Genomic DNA, 13131 nt, shown 5'->3' with positions numbered 1-13131 from the left:
ACCTGCCCCCCAATACACACCCATTCCGCTTAAGAGGCGACGGCACATGTTGCAAGCCGCAACCCGAAGTGAACGCCGCTCCCTTGTGCTGACGCGGGCTTGGGGTATGAAGGTCCAAATTCGAGCAGCAAGAGCATAAGCCAATGGACACAGCCCTGATCATCCTTGCCGCGGGCAAAGGCACGCGCATGAATTCGGACCTGCCCAAGGTCCTGCACCCCATCGCGGGCGAGCCGATGTTGATCCATGCGATTGCCGCGGGCGAAACGCTCGATCCGGCAAAAACGGTTGTTGTCGCCGGTCACGGCGCCGATCAGGTCACCGCCGCCACACAGGCCTACGACGCCGCGATTGATGTTGTGGTGCAGCAAGAACAGCTTGGCACCGCCCATGCCGTCGCGCAGGCACGCGGCGCACTCGAAGGCTTCGACGGAACGGCGCTTGTGCTTTATGGCGATACCCCCTTCGTGCAGCCCGACACCATCGCCCGGATGCAGACAGCCGGACAGGATCACGATGTGGTCGTTTTGGGATTCAAAGCGGCTGATCCTGGCCGGTACGGACGGCTTGTCATGCAGGGCGATACTCTGGAGCGCATAGTCGAATACAAGGATGCGACCGATGCCGAGCGCGAAATCGCGCTGTGCAACAGCGGGGTCATCGCCTGCAAGGCCGATTTGCTGTTCTCGCTGATCGATGCGGTGGGCAACGACAACGCAGCGGGCGAATACTATCTGACGGACATCATCGCACTGGCCCGCGCGCGCGGTCTGTCCGCGACGGCCGTCACTTGCGACGAGGCAGAAACACTCGGCGTCAATTCAAGAGCACAACTGGCCGAGGCCGAAGCCGCATTCCAGGCCCGTGCCCGCGCGGCGCTGCTTGACGACGGCGTGACGCTTCAGGCCCCGCACACCGTTTTTCTGGCCCGTGACACTGTCATCGGGCGCGACACTCTGGTCGAACCGCACGTCGTTTTCGGACCCGGTGTGACGGTTGAATCCGGCGCCGTGATCCGCGCCTTCAGCCATCTCGAGGGGTGTCATGTCTCACGCGGGGCCACGGTGGGGCCTTACGCCCGCCTGCGCCCCGGCGCGGAACTGGCCGAGCACACCCGCGTCGGCAACTTTGTCGAGATCAAGAATGCGGTGGTGGCAGAGGGCGCAAAGGTAAATCACCTCAGCTATATCGGCGACGCCCATGTGGGGGCACGTGCCAACATCGGCGCAGGGACCATCACCTGCAACTACGATGGCGTGATGAAGCATCACACCCACATCGGATCGGGCGCCTTTATCGGGTCCAACACCATGCTGGTGGCCCCCGTGCATATCGGCGACGGCGCGATGACTGGGTCGGGGTCGGTCATCACATCGGATGTAGAAGACGATGCGCTGGCTCTGGCGCGCGCGCCGCAGGTCGAAAAACCCGGAATGGCGCGTAAACTGATGGAAATGCTCAAGGCCAAAAAGGCCAAACAACAGCGAGGCAGCTAGGATGTGTGGGATTGTAGGCGTATTGGGCAACAACGAAGTGGCCCCCATGCTGGTCGAGGCGCTCAAGCGGCTGGAATACCGCGGCTACGACAGCGCGGGGATCGCCACGGTGAACGACGGCACGCTGGACCGCCGCCGCGCAGTGGGCAAGCTGGTCAATCTGTCGGACCTTCTGGTGCACGACCCGCTGGCGGGCAAATCCGGCATCGGCCATACCCGCTGGGCCACCCACGGCGAGCCGAACACCCGCAACGCCCACCCCCACCAATCGGGGCCGGTTGCGGTTGTGCACAACGGCATCATCGAGAATTTTCGTGAATTGCGCGCGGAGTTGCAGGACGCGGGCCTGACCCCCGTGACCGACACCGACACAGAGACCGTCGCCATGCTGTGCAGCCACTATATCGCACAGGGGCTTGAGGCACAGGACGCTGCCGTCAAAACGCTGGAGCGGCTCGACGGGGCGTTTGCGCTGGCATTCCTGTTTGACGGACAGGACGATCTGATGATTGCCGCGCGCAAGGGATCGCCGCTGGCCATCGGGCATGGAGACGGCGAGATGTTCGTGGGCTCCGACGCGATTGCGCTGTCGCCCATGACCGACCGTATCACCTATCTCGAGGAAGGCGATTACGCGGTTCTGACCCGTGCGGGGGCGACCATCTATGACGCCCAAGGCAAACTGGCCAATCGTGAGACGCGCCAGATCGCCGTGTCGTCGACCCGCATCGACAAGGCCGGCCACAAGCATTTCATGGCCAAGGAGATCGCAGAACAGCCTACCGTCATCGCCGAAGCCCTTGGCCACTATGTTTCGGGCAAGGGTGATATCCGGCTGCCCGATCCGCAAATCGATTTCAGCCAGATCGACCGCATCACGATGGTCGCCTGTGGCACGGCCAGCTATGCGTGCCTGACGGCGAAATACTGGTTCGAGCAGATCGCGCGCCTGCCGGTCGAGGTCGACGTGGCCTCTGAGTTCCGCTACCGCGAGCCCCCCATCCCTGCGCGAACGCTCGCTCTTTTCGTGTCCCAGTCGGGCGAAACCGCCGATACGCTGGCCGCGCTGCGGTATTGCGATGGCAAGGCGGACACCATCGCGTCTGTGGTCAATGTGTCCGAAAGCTCCATTGCGCGGGAAAGCGATCTGGCCTTGCCGATCCACGCAGGGGTCGAGGTCGGCGTGGCATCGACAAAAGCGTTCACGTGCCAGTTGGTGGTGTTGTTCCTGTTGGCGCTGCGGGCGGCCGAAGACCGCGGCGAGATCACCGCCGAGACCCGCGCAGATCACATTTCGCAGCTCCGCCGCCTGCCCGCGCTGATCGCGGAGGCGCTCGAGCAGGATGGCGCGATGCAGGACACGGCGCGCAAATTGGCAGGCGCCCGTGATGTGCTCTTTCTGGGGCGCGGACCGCTCTATCCCCTCGCGCTTGAAGGCGCGTTAAAGCTGAAGGAAATCAGCTATATACACGCGGAAGCCTATGCATCGGGCGAACTGAAACACGGGCCGATCGCGCTCATCGACGAAGAGGTGCCCGTGGTGGTCATGGCCCCGCGCGACGCGCTGTTCGACAAGACGGTCAGCAACATGCAGGAGGTCATGGCGCGCAAAGGCAAGGTCATCCTGATTTCAGACGCCGAAGGATTGGCCGAGGCCAGCGAAGGCACGTGGGATACGATCACCATGCCGGATGTGTCGGATGCGGTGGCCCCCATCCTGTACGCGGTGCCCGCGCAGCTGTTGGCCTATCATACGGCCGTGGCCAAGGGCACGGACGTGGACCAGCCGCGAAATCTGGCGAAATCGGTGACGGTCGAGTGAGGGTGCCTGCGGGGATACAGGGGCATCGCGGCGCGCCGCTGCGGACGGCACAACCTCTGCCCGTTGGGGAGAACGTGGATGCATGAGCCCTATCTGGCCGCCCTCACCGCGTTGGCCGACCCTGCCCGCGCCGAGGGGCTGCGCAAATATCACAAGGCCGATCGCACGTACCTCGGGCTGGCCAACCCGCAGATCAACGATCTTGCGAAGGAGTGGCGCGGCGAGCTGGAGATGGAGGCGCGCGTATCTGTTGCCGCGGGTCTTTGGGACACCGACATCTTTGAGGCCCGCCTTGCTGCGGCGAAGCTGCTGACGCAGGCGCGCATGCGCCCTGACGACACTGCCGCATGGGAGCTGATTGCAAGCTGGGTTCCCGATTTCGACAGTTGGGCGATTGCCGATCATGCCTGTATGGCAGGTCAGAAGCGGCTGGTCGCGGATCCATCCCGGCTTGACGCTGTCGCAGGCTGGACGCAGGCGGACCATTTGTGGACCAAACGGGCCGCTTTGGTCATTACGCTGCCGTGGACCAAGCAGAACCACCCCAAACCGGATGATCTGGAAAGGCGTGAAAGGGTTCTGTCGTGGATTGCGGATTATGTCACTGACCACCGTTGGTTCATTCAGAAAGCCATCGGATGGTGGCTGCGCGATCTGTCACGGCATGATGCAGCCCGCGTCACGGCCTTTGTCGATGCGCATGGCGAACAGATGAAGGCATTTGCCCGCAAGGAAGCGCTGCGCCACCTGCGTTGAACGCACCGTCAGCGCGCGGAATGTTCCGTCGGAACGAGTTTAAAGAGCAAGATGAAGAGGCGGCTGCTCTGCCTGTCTGCGTCAGCCTTCCAGTGTGACGTCGACTTCGGTGAGATCTGTCAGGGACGCGTCGATCAGGCGCAGCGCGGGCAGTGACATGCGGCTGCCGCCCGTGGCCGGACCGTCGATGGGAATGAGTGTGACCGCGGAGGATTTGCCATTGGCCGGGTTTGTCACCCTGCCGCTGGTTTCCCGATCCACCAGCGGTGTTTTCAACCAGAAACCCGGCTCTGTCGGGCTGCCGAGACTGACGACGGTCGAGCCCAGACGCTTGCTCGTCTCGTCCGGTTGCGTTGGTTGCGCGGCCTTTGCGCGTTGGGCGGCCGATGTGGTGTCGAGGCTTTCTGCGGTGCCTGCGGCGGCCGGTTTGGGCGCTGCCGTCAGGGTGGCATCCGGTTTGATTGCGGCGATGTCGGCCGCGGTGGCCTCGGCGGGGGCTGCTGCAGGCGGGGGCACCGTGCCGGTGACGGGCGGCACCGTGCCGTCGTTCTGAAGCGCACATCCGCCGAGGGACAAAAGGGCAATTGCGGGAAAAATCATACGTGTCATGCAATAGTGATACTCCGACCAAAGGCGCGCATCAATGGGGCGAAAGCGGCTTGCTACGCCTGCACGCTGCGCATACCCTTTGCCCATGACAGCACCGCTTATCGATCCGTTCGCCCGCGCCATCACCTATCTGCGCGTATCGGTCACCGACCGCTGCGATTTCCGTTGTGTGTATTGCATGTCCGAAAACATGACGTTCCTGCCCAAGAAGGAATTGCTGACCCTCGAGGAGCTCGACCGGTTGTGTTCAAGTTTTATATCGCTGGGCGTGGAAAAGCTGCGCATCACCGGCGGCGAGCCTCTTGTGCGGCGCGGTATCATGCAGTTTTTCGACGGGATGTCGCGCCATCTGGAGGCCGGGACGCTCAAGGAGCTGACACTGACAACCAACGGCAGCCAGCTGGAGAAATACGCGGATGATCTTTTTGCGGCAGGTGTGCGGCGGGTAAATATCTCGCTCGACACGCTGGATGACCAGAAATTTGCAGACATCACCCGCTGGGGCCGTTTGCCGCAGGTCATTCGCGGTGTCGATGCGGCCCAGCGCGCGGGGCTGCGGGTGAAGATCAATGCGGTCGCGCTCAAAGGTTTCAACGAGCCGGAACTGCCGCAGATAACGCAGTGGTGCGCGCAGCGTGATATGGATCTGACCTGGATCGAAGTGATGCCGATGGGCGATATCGGCAACGAGGACCGGCTGGACCAGTATTGGTCGCTCAAGGACGTGCGTGCCGAATATGCCAAACACTATACGGTCACTGATCTGGCCGAACGGACGGGCGGCCCTGCGCGGTATGTCCGGCTTGAGGAGACGGGACAGAAGATCGGTTTCATCACGCCGCTCAGCCACAATTTCTGCGAAAGCTGCAACCGTGTCCGCGTGACCTGTACAGGCGAGATTTACCTGTGTCTGGGTCAGGAGGATCGCGCCGATCTTCGCGCGCCGCTGCGGGCACATCCCGATGACGACGGCCCGCTGGAAGACGCGATACGCGCCGCGATCACACTCAAGCCCAAGGGGCATGATTTCGATTACTCCCGCCAGCGGCTGGACGGGCAGATGCCGCGGCATATGAGCCATACCGGCGGGTGATCGACAGGTGTCTGCGCCAGCTCTTTATCGCCTCTACGTCGCGGCGACGATGCTTGCCGTGCCGTTTGCCGCACGCGCGGCAATCGCAAAGCTGCGCAAGGCAGGCGTGTCCGCCGCACGGGCGCACGAAAAGCTCGGCCATGCGACACAGGAGCGCCGGCCCGGCACGGTGATCTGGTTCCATGCAGCGTCGGTGGGCGAAAGCCTGTCGGTGCTCGCGCTTATCGGGCGGATGGCGGTCGCGCTGCCCAAAGCACATTTCCTCATCACATCGGGCACTGCCACCTCTGCCCAGCTGATCGCGCAACGCATGCCCCCACGCACGGTCCATCAATACGCGCCGCTCGATGCGCCGGGGCCGGTGAACCGGTTCCTGAAACATTGGCAACCGGATGCGGCCATCTTTGTGGAATCCGAGCTTTGGCCCCAGATGTTGCGCCGCACACACGCACAGGGGGCGCGGATGGCATTGGTCAACGCCCGCCTGTCGAAACGGTCGATCGAGGGATGGGCGAAACGGCCCCGGCTCGCGTCGTATCTGTTTGATGTCTTCGATCTGATCCTCACCCAGAATGATGCCATGGCCCAGTCCATGGTCGACATTCATGCACCAGCGGACCGGGTCGCACGGGGCCAGAACCTCAAATCGCTGTCCGGCCCCCTGCCCGTGGATCACGACACCCTGTTCGAAGCGCGGGCCGCTTTGGGTCACAGACCGATGTGGATCGCATCGTCGACCCATCCCGGCGAGGAAAAGATCGTTTTGCAGGCGCACCGCAAACTGCGCGACACGCTGCCCGATCTGCACCTTGTGCTGGCCCCGCGCCATCCCGAGCGGGGCGACGAGGTGGCGCAGATGATCGAAGATGCAGACCTGCCCTATACCCGCCGTACGCGCGATGAGCCGCCGGGCGGTGCGGTGTTTCTCGCTGACACGATGGGCGAACTTGGCACTTGGTACGCATTGAGCGAAATCGTTTTTCTGGGCGGGTCGCTGTTTGCAATCGGCGGTCATAACCCATTCGAAGTCGCCCAATCGGGTGGCGTCGTTCTGTCGGGCATTCACGTGACGAATTTCGCCGAAACCTTTGGCGCGATGGAGGCGGCTGGCGCGGCATGGTTGGTGGCGGATGGCGACGATCTGGCCGATCGGGTTGCGCATCTGCTGAAGGCGGACGACGATCGCGCCCGCGCGGTTGCCGCAGCGGATACATTTGCACAACAACAGACTGGCAAGCTCGATACGATTGCGGCCAGATTGATCAAAGCGTTGGAGCTTGCCCCATGAGCCAGACCCCTCCCCCCGCGGCCACGCCCGCGTTGCGCGATGTGCAAGTGATCGCGCCGAACTTTAAACGCAGGCTGTCGGGGGTCACGGCAACGGTGATGCGGCTTGTCCCGCTTCAGGCCCGTGACATCGCCATCGTGGCGACCGGGCCCGTTGTCCCACCGCACGTGCCCCAAATCCCGCTGTCCGCGCTGTGGCGTTTGCCGCCGTCGGGGCCCGACGGGCCGCGTGTCTGGCACGCACGGCGCAATGTCGAAATGATCGGCGGGTTGGCGCTGAAATACCTTCTGGGCAAGCGGCTCAAGCTGATGTTCACGTCGGCCTCCCAACGCAAGCAAAGCGGCCTGACGCGCTGGCTGATCCGCCGCATGGATGCGGTTGTCGCCACCTCGTCGCTGACGGCCAGCTATCTGGAAGGGGACAGCGAGGTCATCATGCACGGCATCGACACGTCCGGTTTCGCCCCGACCGATGATCGCGGAGCACTCCGCGCGCAGCTTGGTCTGCCGACAGACGGGCCGCTGATCGGGTGCTATGGGCGTATCCGCGCGCAAAAAGGCACCGATGCCTATGTTGAAGCGATGATACGGGTGCTGCCGGAGCACCCGGCGGCAAAGGCGCTTGTCATGGGGCGGGCCGTTGGCGACGACGCCACATTCCTGCGCGGACTTGAGCAAAAGGTGGCGCAGGCGGGATTGGCTGATCGCATACTGTTCCTGCCAGAGGTGCCGGTCGAGGAGATGGCCCGGTGGTATCAGGTGCTCGATCTATATGTCGCGCCGCAAAGATGGGAGGGTTTCGGCCTCACCCCGATCGAGGCGATGGCCACCGGATGTCCCGTGGTCGCCACCCGTGTCGGCGCATTCGAGACGTTGGTGCGCGAGGGCCAAACTGGAACGCTGGTCGACCCCGGTGACATCCCCGCGCTTGCCGACGCCGTCGCATCCGTTCTGGACGACCCGGCCAAGCTGCACGGGTGGCGGGCGCAGGCGCGTGCCCATGTCGAAACGGAGTATTCGCTCGAACGCGAGGCCCAGAGCCTGATCGCAATCTACCGGCGTTTGCTCGTGGCCTAGGGCGGTCACCCGCCCCCGGCCGCGACGCCGATCAGTCGCGCGTCGGCATGCCCTGTTCGATGATGCCGGCCCACCAGCTGCAGCCGGCCGGAATGACATCGTCGTTGAAATTGTAGAGCGGATGGTGCACCGCCGCGGTATCGCCATTGCCGACCAGAATATAGGCGCCCGGGCGTTCTTCGAGCATGAACGCGAAATCCTCGCCCCCCATGACGAGCGGTGCTTCCGCGCATTGGCCTGACACTGTCTTGGCGACTTCGATTGCGAATTCGGTCTGATCTTCGTGGTTTACCATCACAGGATAATTGCGGTGGTACGTGACGCGCGCCTCGCCGCCCATGCTGGTGGCGATGCCCTTGCAGATTTCGTTCACCCGCTTGTCGGCCAGATCGCGCAATTCTTCCGACAGGGTCCGCACTGTTCCCTTCAGATGGACCTTTTGCGGAATGACATTGAACGCCTTGGACGAGCTTTCAATGGACGTGATCGACACCACGATGTTGCCGATCGGATCGGCATTGCGGCTGACGATGCTTTGCAACGCGCCCACGATCTGGCTGGCGATGATGACCGGATCGATTGTCTCGTTTGGCTTGGCCGCATGACCGCCCTTGCCCTCGATTTCGATGTCCAGCAAATCGGTCGCGGCGAAAAAGGCGCCGGGGCGGATGGCAAAGGTACCCGGTGCCATGCCGGGCCAGTTGTGCATGCCGTAGACTTCCTGAATGCCCCACCGCTCCATCATGCCGTCATCGCACATTTCCTTGCCGCCGCCGCCGCCTTCTTCGGCGGGCTGGAAGATCACGACGCAGGTGCCGTCGAAGTTGCGCGTTTCGGCCAGATATTGCGCCGCACCCAGCAACATGGCCGTGTGCCCGTCGTGGCCACAGGCGTGCATCGCACCGTCTGTCTTGGAGGCGTAGTCGAGCCCGGTCTCTTCGTGGATCGGCAGGGCGTCCATGTCCGCGCGCAGCCCGATGACCTTGTCGGACGTATTTGCCTTGCCCTTGATCACCCCGACAACGCCGGTGCGGCCAATGCCCTCGACCACTTCGTCACAGCCGAACGCACGCAGCTTTTCGGCGACGCTGGCGGACGTGCGGTGCGTCTCGAACAGGATCTCGGGATTTTCGTGCAGATCACGGCGCCACGCGGTGATGTCGGAATGCAGTTCGGCAAAGCGGTTTTTAACGGGCATGGAGCCTCCTGAAAGTCTCTTTGGGTTCATCTGCATCTATCGCAGCGGCGCACCGGTTGCCAGCGCGCTGCTGAAATGGGGCGTTCAATTTACCGGCAAACGGCTTTCGACCATCTCCGCAAACCAGCTGCAGCCCGCCGGGATCGCGTCATCGTTGAAATTATAGGCGGGGTGATGCACCGTAGGCCCCGGCCCGTTTCCCAGCATGATATAGGCGCCGGGCCGCTCTTCGAGCATGTAGGAGAAATCCTCGCCTGCCATGATCGGCGGCGTGGCCCGGTCCGTGCCCGGTGTCACACGGTCCGCGGCATCGGCGGCGAAATGCGTGTGCTCGGCGTGATTGAACGTCACCGGATAGCCGCGGTGATACTCGATCTGCGCCGCGCACCCGTGGGCCCGCGCAGTCAGATCGACGAGTTCGTGCAATCGCCTTTGCGCCAGATCGCGCACGGCGGGATCAAGACTGCGCACCGTTCCGCGCAGCAAGACCGTGTGGGGGATGACGTTATGGGCCGAACTGTCCGAGCGCATGGTACAGGTCGATACCACAACCTGACCCAGCGGATCGACGTTCCGGCTGGCGATGGATTGCAGGGCCACCACGATATGGGCGGCTGCGAGATTGGGATCGATCGCCTCGTGCGGGGCTGCGGCATGCCCGCCCTGCCCGGTCACGGTGATGTCGTACTCGTCGGTCGCGGCCAGCAGAGCCCCTTCGCGGATGGCAAATTCACCGACAGGATAATCGGGCATGTTATGCAGCCCATAGACTTCGTCGATCGACCAGCGGTCCATCAGACCATCGGCGCACATCTCGCGGCCACCGCCCCCACCCTCTTCGGCGGGTTGGAAAATCAGCACCGCACGCCCGTCGAAATTGCGTGTCTCTGCCAGATATTGTGCCGCACCCAGCAGGATTGCGGTATGCCCGTCGTGGCCGCAGGCGTGCATGACGCCCGGAACGGTGGAGGCGTACTCGAGACCGGTCGCCTCCTCGATCGGCAGCGCATCCATGTCGGCGCGCAATCCTATCGTGCGCCCTTGGGTGTTTTGCCGCCCTTCGATCACGGCCACCACGCCCGTGCGTCCGATGCCCGTGGTAATGTCCGTGATTCCGAAACTGCGCAGCTTTTCTTCGACAAACCGCGCCGTTTCATGCACCTCGAACATGAGTTCGGGATGCTGATGCAGGTGCCTGCGCCATTCGGTGATCTCGGCGTGGGTTTCGGCAAAGCGATTCTTGATCGGCATGGGGCTTCCTCTAGTTGTCGGGGCCAAGATCAATCTTGGAGCCGTCCGTAAAACGGTTGAAACGAAACCGCGTCAGGTCATGCCCGACGGGTCGGTCGGCGGCCAGATCGGCAAGTATGCGGCCCATGGCCGGGCCAATGCCAAAGCCGTGCCCGCTCATCCCGGTGCCGATGATCAGACCGTCAAGGGGGCCGTGATCCACGATCGGGACGATATCGGGCATTGTATCAATCATTCCCGCCCATGTCGCGCGTGCCTGCACCCGGCCCAGCTTGGGAAACATCGCCTCGAAGGCCCGCAACATCGTGTCTATCTTGGCAAGGTCCGGCGCCGGGTCGAGAACACGCATCCGCTCGAACGGCGTGACGGCGTCCGCGGACCAGCGGCGCGGCGTGCTCCAGGCATCGGGAAATCCGCGTGGCGCGCGGGCGCGCAGGCGGTGGCCGGACGGGTCCGATCTGATCTGCGGGATGTAGTGGCGCAGCGCGCGAAACGCGTCAGGCCCGATGAAAAGATCAGGCGCACCGGGCGGCGCAATCGTAAAGCCGCCGTCCGCCCGACGCCGGAATGCAACCCCTTTGGCGTATGTCGCTGCTTGCCCGATATCGGGAAGCGGTTGTGTTGCGGCAACCGTTTCGCGCACCGAAAGCTGCGGCATTGAAATGCCGTGATTGCGCAGCAGCAGCGACGACCACGCCCCCCCGGCAAGCACCACGCGCGGTGCCGCAATCCGCCCGTGTTCGGTCATGACGCCTGTAATCCGCCGGTCCGCCACATCGAGACATCTGACCGCGCAATTCTCCACGATCCGCACGCCCTCGCGCACAGCGATCCCCGCCAATGCGGGAACCGCGCGCGCGGGTTCGGCGCGCATGTCAGAGGGCGTGGTCAGCGCGCCCGCGACCGCGCCGCGCATGTCAGGATAGGCCGCTGCCACCTCCGCCCCTGTCATCAAACGGCTGTCGACACCGTGAGGGCGGGCCCGGTCGACAAATGCCCCGTAGCGCGCCATCGCGGCTTCATCGCGGGCAAAATAGGTGACGCCCCCGCGCACCAGACCGAAATCATCGTTCGTTTCACGGTCCAGTTCCTGCCAGATGCGGTTGGCTTCCACCATGATCGGCAGCTCGGCCGGGTCGCGCCCCTGCTGGCGTATCCAGCCCCAGTTGCGGCTTGACTGCTCGGCCGCCACACGGCCTTTTTCGAGCACGACGACATTTGCACCGCCCCGCGCCGCAAAAAGCGCCGTACAGACTCCGATGACACCCGCACCGATCACAATCAGATCGGCACGATCAGGCACGGTTCCGGGGTATTTCACGGGCGTCTCGGCGGTGATCGGGGCCCCCGTCATACGCGCGCTCAGGAAGTGAGCCGCGCGACGAGCTTGCGCATGAAGTCCTGTCCGGCCTCAAACTGATCGATTTCGATAAACTCGTTGGGTTGGTGCGCTTGCGCAATATCACCCGGCCCGCAAATCACCGCGCTATAGCCTGCATCCTGAAACTGGCCCGCTTCGGTGCCGTAACTCACTTTGTGGCTTGCGTTATCTCCGGTGATCTGGCGCACAAATGTCTCTGCCGCGCCGTCCTCTTCGGGTTTGAGCCCGGGCACGTCGAAACGTGGACTGACCTCGATCCGGGTGTCCTTGACCACCTCCTGCATCGCGGCTTCGACCTCGCGCACTTTCTTGAGATAGGCCGTTCCCCACGCGTTCTTGTCCTCGCCCGGCACCACGCGGAAATCCATCGCGAAATGGCAGTCTTTCGCGGTGATGTTATGCGCGGTTCCGCCCTTGATCATACCGACATGGCAGGTGGTGAACGGCGGATCGAACATCGCGGCCAGCTCCGAAGGCTTTGCAGCCATGCTGATCGAGTTCTGCTCGTTCGCCCATTCAATCAGCTTCGCGCCCGCCATGATGGCATTCACACCTGTGTGCAAAAGCGAGGAATGAACCTCGAAGCCCACCACATGGGTATCAAAGCCAACGCCACCCTTGTGCCCGGTGACCGTCTGCATGTTCGACGGCTCACCAACAATGACGGCGGCTCCCTTGGGCAGAACGTCCTGCATCGCCTCGATCATGGGGGGCGCACCGGTGCAGCCGATTTCTTCGTCAAAGCTCAGTGCGATCTGCAAGGGGCGGCTGACGCCGGCATGATGCGCCTCCACCAGCGCCCAAATGGCGAGCGCGTCAAAGCCTTTCATGTCGCAGGTGCCCCGCCCGTAATACCGCCCGTCCTTTTTGGTCACGGTGAACGGGTCACTGTCCCAGGGCTGCCCATCGACCGGCACGACGTCCGTGTGCCCTGACAGAACCAGCGCGCCTTCGACCGATGGGCCCACATGGGCAAAAAGCGCGTGTTTGGGTTGATCGGGGTCGATGTAGCGGTGGCTTTCGATGCCGTGGCTGTCGAGGTAATCGGCAACCCAGTCGATCAGAGGGATGTTGGTGTCGCGCGACACGGTCGGAAAACTGACGAGCTTTGTCATTAGCTGCAAGGGGGTCAGACGCTCTGCCATGGCGGGCTCCTCCTTG

11 protein-coding genes are annotated in these 13131 nt (G+C 63.3%); 6 read left to right on the top strand and 5 right to left on the bottom strand.

Features of this window, described 5'->3' with window-relative positions; translation table 11 throughout:
* Positions 1–143: 143 nt before the first annotated feature.
* The 3 genes from glmU (at position 144) to K3756_RS06820 (ending at position 4074) form a co-directional block, all read left to right on the top strand.
* On the top strand, positions 144–1496 hold the full coding sequence (gene glmU, locus K3756_RS06830; protein WP_259992181.1) for a bifunctional UDP-N-acetylglucosamine diphosphorylase/glucosamine-1-phosphate N-acetyltransferase GlmU: 1353 nt from the start codon (positions 144–146) through the stop codon (positions 1494–1496).
* A 1-nt stretch (position 1497) separates the two neighbouring features.
* Complete coding sequence (gene glmS, locus K3756_RS06825; RefSeq protein WP_259992180.1) at positions 1498–3318, top strand: glutamine--fructose-6-phosphate transaminase (isomerizing); 1821 nt, start codon at positions 1498–1500, stop codon at positions 3316–3318.
* Positions 3319–3396: 78 nt separating this feature from the next.
* Positions 3397–4074: a DNA alkylation repair protein gene (locus tag K3756_RS06820; protein WP_259992178.1), complete on the top strand. Its 678-nt coding sequence runs from the start codon at positions 3397–3399 to the stop codon at positions 4072–4074.
* Positions 4075–4155: 81 nt separating this feature from the next.
* Here the strand turns inward: K3756_RS06820 and K3756_RS06815 are convergent, their stop codons facing one another.
* Positions 4156–4683 carry a hypothetical protein gene (locus K3756_RS06815; RefSeq protein WP_259992176.1) on the bottom strand — a complete coding sequence of 176 codons (528 nt, stop codon included), beginning with the start codon at positions 4681–4683 and terminating at the stop codon, positions 4156–4158.
* A gap of 85 nt (positions 4684–4768) precedes the next feature.
* On the opposite strand from K3756_RS06815, the gene moaA reads away from it, so the two are divergent.
* Genes moaA through K3756_RS06800 form a run of 3 tightly spaced genes read left to right on the top strand, consistent with a single transcriptional unit; the run spans position 4769 to position 8140 of the window.
* Positions 4769–5776: a GTP 3',8-cyclase MoaA gene (gene moaA / locus K3756_RS06810; RefSeq protein ID WP_259992175.1), complete on the top strand. Its 1008-nt coding sequence runs from the start codon at positions 4769–4771 to the stop codon at positions 5774–5776.
* A gap of 7 nt (positions 5777–5783) precedes the next feature.
* Positions 5784–7064: a 3-deoxy-D-manno-octulosonic acid transferase gene (locus K3756_RS06805; protein ID WP_259992173.1), complete on the top strand. Its 1281-nt coding sequence runs from the start codon at positions 5784–5786 to the stop codon at positions 7062–7064.
* Entirely contained in the window at positions 7061–8140 is a 1080-nt protein-coding gene (locus tag K3756_RS06800) for a glycosyltransferase family 4 protein (protein WP_259992171.1), read from the top strand. The genes K3756_RS06805 and K3756_RS06800 overlap by 4 nt, the downstream gene beginning before the upstream one ends.
* Before the next feature lie 31 nt (positions 8141–8171).
* Here K3756_RS06800 and K3756_RS06795 read toward each other — a convergent pair whose 3' ends face one another.
* From K3756_RS06795 to argE, 4 genes are all read right to left on the bottom strand, one after another.
* Complete coding sequence (locus K3756_RS06795) at positions 8172–9338, bottom strand: M20 aminoacylase family protein (protein WP_259992169.1); 1167 nt, start codon at positions 9336–9338, stop codon at positions 8172–8174.
* 84 nt (positions 9339–9422) lie between these two features.
* Positions 9423–10589: a M20 aminoacylase family protein gene (locus K3756_RS06790; RefSeq protein ID WP_259992167.1), complete on the bottom strand. Its 1167-nt coding sequence runs from the start codon at positions 10587–10589 to the stop codon at positions 9423–9425.
* Between the two features lie 10 nt (positions 10590–10599).
* Positions 10600–11943 (bottom strand): FAD-binding oxidoreductase, encoded by a 1344-nt coding sequence (locus K3756_RS06785; protein ID WP_259992165.1) that lies wholly within the window; start codon positions 11941–11943, stop codon positions 10600–10602.
* Between the two features lie 8 nt (positions 11944–11951).
* Positions 11952–13115 (bottom strand): acetylornithine deacetylase, encoded by a 1164-nt coding sequence (gene argE, locus K3756_RS06780; RefSeq protein WP_259992164.1) that lies wholly within the window; start codon positions 13113–13115, stop codon positions 11952–11954.
* Positions 13116–13131 lie beyond the last annotated feature (16 nt).

The organism is Sulfitobacter sp. S190 (assembly GCF_025141935.1).
In the GTDB taxonomy this organism is placed as follows: domain Bacteria; phylum Pseudomonadota; class Alphaproteobacteria; order Rhodobacterales; family Rhodobacteraceae; genus Sulfitobacter.
This window is presented reverse-complemented; position numbering and strand designations above follow the sequence as displayed.

Excerpts from the sequence above, each read along its gene's own strand:
- glmU (WP_259992181.1), top strand. The coding sequence starts at position 144 with ATGGACACAGCCCTGATCATCCTTGCCGCGGGCAAAGGCACGCGCATG.
- glmS (WP_259992180.1), top strand. The coding sequence starts at position 1,498 with ATGTGTGGGATTGTAGGCGTATTGGGCAACAACGAAGTGGCCCCCATG.
- K3756_RS06820 (WP_259992178.1), top strand. The coding sequence starts at position 3,397 with ATGCATGAGCCCTATCTGGCCGCCCTCACCGCGTTGGCCGACCCTGCC.
- K3756_RS06815 (WP_259992176.1), bottom strand. The coding sequence starts at position 4,683 with ATGACACGTATGATTTTTCCCGCAATTGCCCTTTTGTCCCTCGGCGGA.
- moaA (WP_259992175.1), top strand. The coding sequence starts at position 4,769 with ATGACAGCACCGCTTATCGATCCGTTCGCCCGCGCCATCACCTATCTG.
- K3756_RS06800 (WP_259992171.1), top strand. The coding sequence starts at position 7,061 with ATGAGCCAGACCCCTCCCCCCGCGGCCACGCCCGCGTTGCGCGATGTG.
- K3756_RS06795 (WP_259992169.1), bottom strand. The coding sequence starts at position 9,338 with ATGCCCGTTAAAAACCGCTTTGCCGAACTGCATTCCGACATCACCGCG.
- K3756_RS06790 (WP_259992167.1), bottom strand. The coding sequence starts at position 10,589 with ATGCCGATCAAGAATCGCTTTGCCGAAACCCACGCCGAGATCACCGAA.
- K3756_RS06785 (WP_259992165.1), bottom strand. The coding sequence starts at position 11,943 with ATGACGGGGGCCCCGATCACCGCCGAGACGCCCGTGAAATACCCCGGA.
- argE (WP_259992164.1), bottom strand. The coding sequence starts at position 13,115 with ATGGCAGAGCGTCTGACCCCCTTGCAGCTAATGACAAAGCTCGTCAGT.